Below are 7,734 nucleotides of genomic sequence, written 5' to 3' on the forward strand. Positions count from 1 at the left end.
TGCACACAGTTTGAACGACAACGTGCGTTGCTCATTGGCTCATCACGCTCCATTCAGGCTGCAATGGTGAATTTCAACCGTTCTCGGGCACAGGGTTACAGACTCACCACGTAAATAGCCTTAGATAATCAAAAGCTCCCACCTCATTCTGGCCCCAGAAGGATAAACCTTTCTTCCAATACCCCATAAACCACGAAATTGCTTCAGGTTCCGGCTATTACAAGCAAGATAAGCAACAATGCTGTTCCAAGTGTATTTGACTGACATTAATAATGTAAGTCTTAGGTAGCTTCTGTTAAATATGCCTGTCCTATTTTGCTGTTTCCATTAATTATCTAACCATTCAGAACACCACTGTAGTCTAGTTCAAGGATAGCGATTGATAGAAGAGTGGTTCCATATGTAACAATAACGATGGCAAGCAACCCGTCTGGGATTAGGTTAATAGTGGGTCTGGAGCATGCTATGGTTATTATAAGTGGTAGGGAGTGAGAAGATTGGTATGGGTGAAGAAAATCAGTCTTTGATAAAGGTAGAGTGTTATGCCGGCTATCGTGGTGAGGAAACGCCGGTACGTTTCTACCTTGGCGAGCGTCGCATTGAGGTCTTAGAGGTGCTTGATCGATGGCTTGATCCCACTTGTCGTTACTTCAAACTCAGGGGTGATGACAACGGTATCTATATCTTGCGTCATATGACTGACGAAGACGTTTGGGAAATGACCTTGTTCGATAGTCATACCGAGGACGGTATCCGTCTTTCATCCACCTGAAGGTTATAAGCATCAGATACCCAATCATCGAACAAAGGTAACATAAGTTACTGGCGGGGCATGGGGTGACCGTTTTGTAAAGGAGTGGTCTGAACGATTACGTGTTTTTGAAAAAATGAACATTAACCAAAGGACAAGACGATGACAAAGTTAGTAACTCATATTTCAGTCGGTGCACCCGATCCAGAACTAAAGACGTCTCCTATTCTGGATGAAGGGGATGAAGAGTTTGATGTTCTGTCACAGGAAGTGGATGATTTGCCGCAATGCTATTTTAATAATGTTGCCTATGACGATGGCACTTATGTTTGTAGTGGTAGCGGTGCGCTTTTGCATTGTGAAAAAGGATTGTGGGTAAGAGAAAGCGGCTGTGATCCCGATAACCCTTAATAATCGATATAACATGACACGTCGTCCCTAGCCTTGAAGCGGATGGATGGGTGCGACATGCACACAACAATAAACGGGGTCACTTTTGAAAAAGTGTTCTACTGTAATTCCCTTTTTCTTTGCCCGCTTAGCTATCATTTCTTTATAGGACAGGTTGGTTTTATTTCGTGTATGAGGTGCTCTGTTCTTCAAGATGACTTAGTACCATGGGATGCCTGTCCTCTCATGCTCCTCTCTCATGCTCCTGCCCGTTCACTCCCTTATAGTTGTTTCTGATAAACACCCTCTGTTCCATCAACAACCTGAAAACCCACTTTGAGCAAATACTCTCTGTGTTCCTTCGTCGTCGGTTTCGCCCTTAGTGTATTAACCCCCCTGTATTTGATTACATCAGGGTGTGACTCATAGTAATAATGCGCCAACTTAAAATCACGGTATTCCGGTGTGACATAGTCCAACAGAACAGACAACACACCTTGTTCACTATTATTCCCAACTAATACACCCGCTATGCTGTTATTCCTCAGCATATAAAACACCGTATTGGCTTCTCTAAGTTCATCTACAGATGTCTGAAGTTCTATTTCGCCCTGATTTGTCGAAATAAAATACTCAAAATATTCAGAATTAACCGATGCAACAATCAGCTTGAACTGCTCCTCTACCGAATGAATTTTCCATAAAAAGTAAACATTGATTCCGGCTATACCCAGATTCATAAACATCGTCGGGTAAGAGTCAATTAAATAGGCAAACGCAGCAAACAAAAGACAACCAATTAAGTTAATTACCCTCAGCTTTATGATTGACGTCATTGTAAGAGAAACAAGAACGACTAAAGACGCCAGATAACCAAACCACTCTATCCAATCAAAACCCATTTTTATGTCCTTATGTGTTTGTTTACCATAAAGATAGCATTGATCTCGACAAACAAACTAATCCATCCATTAATCACAAAGACGTACCTGAGCTAAAGCCACTTAATAACGCCACTCCGACCCAGATAAAAAATAGTGCCCACCCAACAGTTGCTAGGTCGCTGGTCACTACACAACATATAACCCAATGGCCACAATGATCGTTTGATGTAACAGATAGAAAGGTAGCACCGCTTCGTTGGCGTACCGTTCCAAATCAGCCCCAAAACCCCTGTTACATATGGGAACGTGCGATTCGTAGAACGAATCACGCCATAAATGCGCAGGCTGAAAAAGGCCGGTAGCTGGAGTGGCTGAGAAAAACCACGGAAAGTCCATTTCAAACGTTGCTTACATAGTGTAAGGATTTTCAAATTTACTTATGTGCATGAAAACAAGCATTTCTAAACAGCACTGTGTCTAAGAGATTTGAGGGGATTCAGTACGGAGATCCCGAGGGGACATGATAACAAAAGCCGGATGTCATGTTTATTCGGTTGTTACTGCTCAAAAGTTCTTTCTCACCGTCACCCGCTTGCCGTCTTCGACTTCATCGCTGGGGTGGTTGATGACAGCCTCCCCCCCGGTTACACCTTCTAAGATCTGGGCAACCAGGCCATTACGCCAGCCGACCTTAACGGCCCGCAGCCTGGCTCGGTGGTTTTCCACCGCGAACACTGCCCAACCGTTTTTATAACGGAACAGGCTGCTGGCAGGCACCTGCAATACATCCTCCTGATGCCACAAAATAAAGCGCGCCTCAACACGGTAACCATCGCCTAGCCGTTGCCATCGTTCGGCAGGTGATGTCAAATCGGAAATGATTAAAACCCGTTGCTCTTCCACGCCCAGCGCAGAGATTTTGGTAAAACCAACCGGCTCGATAATACGCACTGTGCCTTCCAAGGAGTGTTCGCCGCCCCAGCGTTCAAACAGTACTTTCATTCCCGGTTTGATCTTCACGGCATCGGCAGAAAGGACATCCACTTCAATTTCCAGCGCCAAGGGGTCGCCGACCTCCAGCAGGGGATCGCCGGTCCGCACCGGGCCCTCGCACTCATGTGCAACCTTGAGGATCCGCCCGCTGACAGGGGAACGAACAGGCACCCGTTCTGCCGGTGCACTGTCGGAGGTTGCCGCCGAATACCGCAAAACCGTGCGCGCTGCTTCGAGTTCATACCGGGCCACTTCAACACTGAAGTCAGCCGAGCGCCTGGCGGCGGTGCTGGTCTGCAGCCTAGTTTCGGCCTGTTCGAAAGCCTCACGAGAAATAACCCCTTTGGCCATCAAAGGTGCAAGCCGTTTAAGTTCATTGTCCACCAATTTCGCAGCTGCTGCGGCGGAACGTGCCTGCTCCTTGCTGGCATCCAGGGCCGATCCGGCCGCCGCTACCCGGGCCTCGGCCTCGGCGCGGCGGCGCGGATCGAGCACCGGTGATGCCAAAGGCGTGATCCCCAGCAAATCCTGATGCTGCTCAACCGGATCACCGACATTCAGTTCCACGCGGCAGGCAACACCGTCTACCGGTGCCGAGATAATATAACGATCAATCACCCGGGTGCGGCCTTCTTCTTCAATAGTGATGGTCAAAGGCGCACGCCTGACCGCGACGGTTTCAACCAGCGCCGACTGCGGCCAGAAGCCCCAGATCAGCAAGCCAAGGATCAGCACGACGAACAGTATGATAACGGGATGTTTTTGCAACATAGTACGCATCAGCTTACTCCTTGGTTTTAAGGACAGCCACCATGTCAAGATGGGCCAGGTTACGCCAGATCATCACGGCAGAGATAAGGTATGAAACAATCACTACCAGGGCGGCAAACGCGTAGACGTTCATGCCCAAAACCAGTGGGATGCGATACAGATCGGAGTCAAACTTAAATGCCAGGTAAGCACACAGACCATGGCCGATAAGCAGTCCAATCGGTATAGCCAGCAATGTCAGCAGAGCCAGCTCGCCCAGCAGAATATAAGCTATTTCGGCGCGCTGAAAACCCAGCACCCGCAGGCTGGCCAGTTCGCGGTTGCGTTCCGACAGCGCAATGCGCATGCTGTTGTAAACCACACCAAAAGCGATGCTGCCGCCGAGCATGGTGGTAATAAAGGTAAAGAATAAAATGGTCTCTTCCATGGTTTCATAGAAAGCATCGATAGCAGACTTTTGCTCGACCACGCCGGCAATGCGCGGCATCTCCTTAAGCTCGGCGTAAACCTGACGCTGGAAGTGCGGATCAACGGATAACCGGGCACCGTTGATGGCATTGTCTTCTTTGAGCAAACGGTTCAGGGCAGCCTGCTGCATGTAGGCACTCAATCCCAGGTATTCTTTGGCAGTACCGACTACCGGCACCCGGATCGTGGGACGGTTGCCTTCCAGCACTTCGACAGTAAGCATGTCACCGGGCCGGATCTGCAGCAGCTCAGCCAGGTAATCGGTTAGGATGACACCTTGTTGTGGCAGAACGATTGCCTTAAGCTCGGTATCAAGCAACCGCATCAGTTTGCCGTCCGGCGGAATGCCCTGCACCGAGGTGCGATAAAAGCGGTGCTCAAACTGCAATTTCGCCGCTACCGCACGAAAACCTTCTGCATGCTCCACCCCCTGCAGACTCTGCAGAGAATAGAGCGAGCGCTGAGACGTCGGCTCGGTATAAATGGCAGTAATATCGCTGCGCTGGCTCAGCCCATAGTGCACCTCAACCATGTGATCGATAGCCCCTTCCTGAAAACCGCCTATCATCATGGTTGCGCCGGCCATACTGATCCCCAGGACCGTCAGCAGAGATTTGAGCGGACGGCGTTCAATATGGCGCAGGATCATCCGTGTCGGTTGCGAAAACCAGCGTTGCAATCCCAGCCGCTCCACCAGCGTTGGCTGAAAAATGGCCGGCGGCTCCGGCCGCATGGCTTGAGCAGGGGGCAGCCTGGCGGCACGGTTTACGGCATACAAGGTGCCGAGGATAGCAACTGCCATGCTGATCACGGCCGCGGCAACAATCACCTGGGGCCTGAGCACATAGATCATAAACGGCAGACTATAGAAGGTCATATAGATGTTGCTCATGCCCTTGCCCATCCAGATCCCAAAGCCGATACCGGCGAGGATGCCGAACGCCACGATGACCAGCACCAGCTTGGTGTAATGCAGCCCGACAGCAAAGTTGCTGTAGCCAAATGCCTTGAGCACGGCGATCTGCTCGCGCTGTAAGCTGATCAGGCGGCTGGTCACGATATTGAGCAAAAACGCGGCCACTCCAAAAAAAATGATCGGGAACACGGTGGCAATGGTTCGCTGCTGTTTAAGCTCTTCAGACAAGAAACGGTGAGAAAGCTGATCTTCACGGGCTATGGCGCCTGTTCCGCCATAGGGTTTCAACAGTTCATCGAGGCGATCGATAACCGCCTGGGCATTGGTGCCCTTGCTCAGGGTAAGGGTAACATCATTGAATGCGCCGTCCATGTCGTAAGCTGTAGCCAGGGGTTTTCGCGCCATCCATAACACGCCGTACCTCAGGTAGTCGGGAAACATGGCGCCCGGTGCGATCTGGTAAATATACTCCGGCGACAGGACATGGCCGACCACGGTGAGCGTTTTACGCCGCCCGTTAATAGTGGCGCGCAAATTGGCGCCGGGTTGCAGATCATGGGCTCGGGCGAACTCTTCGCTAAGCAGCACTTCCTTATCACGGCCCGGCTCAAGCAGCCGGCCCTTGCGCAGGTAGATCCTGTTTAGCTGGCCCGGGCTGTTATAGGGCAATGACAACAGATGCCCACTGACCGGATCATCAAAACCAGCCACATCAAGATTAACATAAGCCACCACGCGGCTTTCCACCCTGTCGACGCCGGGAATGGCTTCAATACGTTTTACCAGCGACAGCGGCGCTCGCTTGAGGGTAGCGAACACATGGGCAAAGGAATGGTTGCGGTAATAGGTTTCACGGGTCTGATATAAGGAATCGAGAGTGCTCAAAGACATGATGAAGATACTGACGCCGCCAACAATGACCATCGCAATTGCCAGGGCCTGCATCCGCATGGCCCAGAGGTCTCGCCAGAGTTTTTTATCGATCGCCTTCATCGCCGCATCACCATTTCAGCTCACAGGGAGCCAGGCGAGTCTTGTTGACCTCGACCCTGCTGATCAGCCCGTCGGCCAGGTAGATGACGCGATCCGCCATTTGTGCAATACCGGCGTTATGGGTGATAACGACCGTGGTGGTGCCTAGCTCCCGGTTAACACGCTGCAAGGCTTCAAGCACCACAATCCCGGTTTCGGAATCCAGCGCCCCGGTCGGCTCATCACATAACAAAACTTCCGGTTGTTTGGCAATCGCACGGGCGATCGCCACCCGCTGCTGCTCTCCCCCAGATAGCTGGGCCGGAAAGTGATCCAGGCGCTCAGCCAGGCCGACCAGTTGCAGCGCCTCATCCGGTTTCATCGGCGACTGGGCAATTTCGGTCACCACGGCCACGTTTTCCCTTGCCGTAAGACTGGGGATCAGGTTATAAAACTGAAAAACAAAACCGACGTGGTAGCGTCGGTATTCAGTCAGCTCGCTCTCACCGGCTCGGGTCAGATCGCGGTCGACATAAAACACGTGACCGTCAGTCGGCGTATCCAGTCCGCCGAGAATATTGAGCAAGGTCGACTTACCACTGCCCGAGGCCCCCAGCAGCACAGTAAACTCCCCCCGATACAAATCCAGATCCACCCCGCGCAGAGCACGTACCTGTACCTCACCCATCTGGTAAACCTTGGTGACGTTATGGACATGGAAAACAACATCTTCGCCGAGTGCCTCATGGGAGGGCCGATCCGCTGACATAACATTTCTCCACTAATGCTTTGTTCAGTATAGCAATTTCCCACAGGCAGCAGACTTAATCTCAGGCTGAGTTTATTTATGAAATGTTTCCTGCGCAGTATCAGAATGCAAAGCTTAGTTATGAGAGCGTACACCTATAACAAGACAGAGAGTGCACTAACAACAGCAGCCGGAACGCAAGCCTCACTCACAAAGTAAGATCCAGGCAATGCTGCATAGCAAGCCGGCTTTCAGGCTGAATCGCCCCACTTTCCTAGACACTCCAATGCCTTACATTATGTGTGGGGGGGGGACGAGGAAATTCTTCACGTTAACTAAAATATAGTATTATTGAAAGTCAGCTAAGAAGACGTAACACGCTATGGGGGCGATTGTGTGATACAAATCGCGCAACGCTCGCAATTGGGAGAAAAAGGCGTTCACAAGAAAAAGGCGTAATCGCTATCACAGCTTGGGACATAACCTTGTTAGAGTAATTGATTAATTTGACATTTATCGAATTAATCTAAGTATGGAAAACCTCGGAAGGGCAAAGGCAAGACTTGAGCCCTTTGCTTACTGCGAATTCAAGTTTAAAAAAGCCAGCATTAAGTTGCTGGCTTCATGAATCTGGTCAATTGTATTTGATTAAACTAATTTCATCTCTTGGATGATATCTGAAGCAATCTCTGGTTTCGTGCTGGTTGGCTTTGCGTGAAGGTCTGCTTTCAGTTGTCCTTTGCGGTTACGTAGGCCTGTCTCTAGTTTTTTCAATGCTGCTGAAATGGCAGGATACATTACATCGTTAGTAGATTTTGCTGAAACCCGTACACCTTCATAG

At 50.3% G+C, this 7,734-nt stretch carries 6 protein-coding genes and 1 pseudogene; 2 read left to right on the forward strand and 5 right to left on the reverse strand.

The window, feature by feature from the left end:
- Positions 1-502: 502 nt before the first annotated feature.
- Positions 503-772 carry a hypothetical protein gene (locus L4D76_RS28005; protein WP_428444111.1) on the forward strand — a complete coding sequence of 90 codons (270 nt, stop codon included), beginning with the start codon at positions 503-505 and terminating at the stop codon, positions 770-772.
- 141 nt (positions 773-913) lie between these two features.
- Positions 914-1,162 (forward strand): hypothetical protein, encoded by a 249-nt coding sequence (locus L4D76_RS28010; protein WP_428444112.1) that lies wholly within the window; start codon positions 914-916, stop codon positions 1,160-1,162.
- A 260-nt stretch (positions 1,163-1,422) separates the two neighbouring features.
- Here L4D76_RS28010 and L4D76_RS28015 read toward each other — a convergent pair whose 3' ends face one another.
- The 5 genes and pseudogenes from L4D76_RS28015 to L4D76_RS28035 all read right to left on the reverse strand — a co-directional run.
- Positions 1,423-2,043 carry a hypothetical protein gene (locus tag L4D76_RS28015; protein ID WP_428444113.1) on the reverse strand — a complete coding sequence of 207 codons (621 nt, stop codon included), beginning with the start codon at positions 2,041-2,043 and terminating at the stop codon, positions 1,423-1,425.
- 546 nt (positions 2,044-2,589) lie between these two features.
- Positions 2,590-3,798: an efflux RND transporter periplasmic adaptor subunit gene (locus L4D76_RS28020; protein ID WP_428444114.1), complete on the reverse strand. Its 1,209-nt coding sequence runs from the start codon at positions 3,796-3,798 to the stop codon at positions 2,590-2,592.
- A gap of 4 nt (positions 3,799-3,802) precedes the next feature.
- The gene (locus L4D76_RS28025; protein ID WP_428444115.1) at positions 3,803-6,166 is read right to left on the reverse strand and encodes an ABC transporter permease; all 2,364 of its coding nucleotides are present in this window, start codon (positions 6,164-6,166) and stop codon (positions 3,803-3,805) included.
- A gap of 7 nt (positions 6,167-6,173) precedes the next feature.
- The gene (locus tag L4D76_RS28030; protein WP_428444116.1) at positions 6,174-6,914 is read right to left on the reverse strand and encodes an ABC transporter ATP-binding protein; all 741 of its coding nucleotides are present in this window, start codon (positions 6,912-6,914) and stop codon (positions 6,174-6,176) included.
- Between the two features lie 627 nt (positions 6,915-7,541).
- A pseudogene (locus L4D76_RS28035) lies at positions 7,542-7,734 on the reverse strand (ribosome hibernation-promoting factor, HPF/YfiA family); the annotation flags it as partial.

The organism is Photobacterium sagamiensis, assembly GCF_050337085.1.
Lineage (GTDB): Bacteria > Pseudomonadota > Gammaproteobacteria > Enterobacterales > Vibrionaceae > Photobacterium > Photobacterium sagamiensis.

Coding starts and splice junctions, on each gene's coding strand:
- L4D76_RS28020 (WP_428444114.1), bottom strand. CDS start 3,798: ATGCGTACTATGTTGCAAAAACATCCCGTTATCATACTGTTCGTCGTG.
- L4D76_RS28015 (WP_428444113.1), bottom strand. CDS start 2,043: ATGGGTTTTGATTGGATAGAGTGGTTTGGTTATCTGGCGTCTTTAGTC.
- L4D76_RS28030 (WP_428444116.1), bottom strand. CDS start 6,914: ATGTCAGCGGATCGGCCCTCCCATGAGGCACTCGGCGAAGATGTTGTT.
- L4D76_RS28010 (WP_428444112.1), top strand. CDS start 914: ATGACAAAGTTAGTAACTCATATTTCAGTCGGTGCACCCGATCCAGAA.
- L4D76_RS28005 (WP_428444111.1), top strand. CDS start 503: ATGGGTGAAGAAAATCAGTCTTTGATAAAGGTAGAGTGTTATGCCGGC.
- L4D76_RS28025 (WP_428444115.1), bottom strand. CDS start 6,166: ATGAAGGCGATCGATAAAAAACTCTGGCGAGACCTCTGGGCCATGCGG.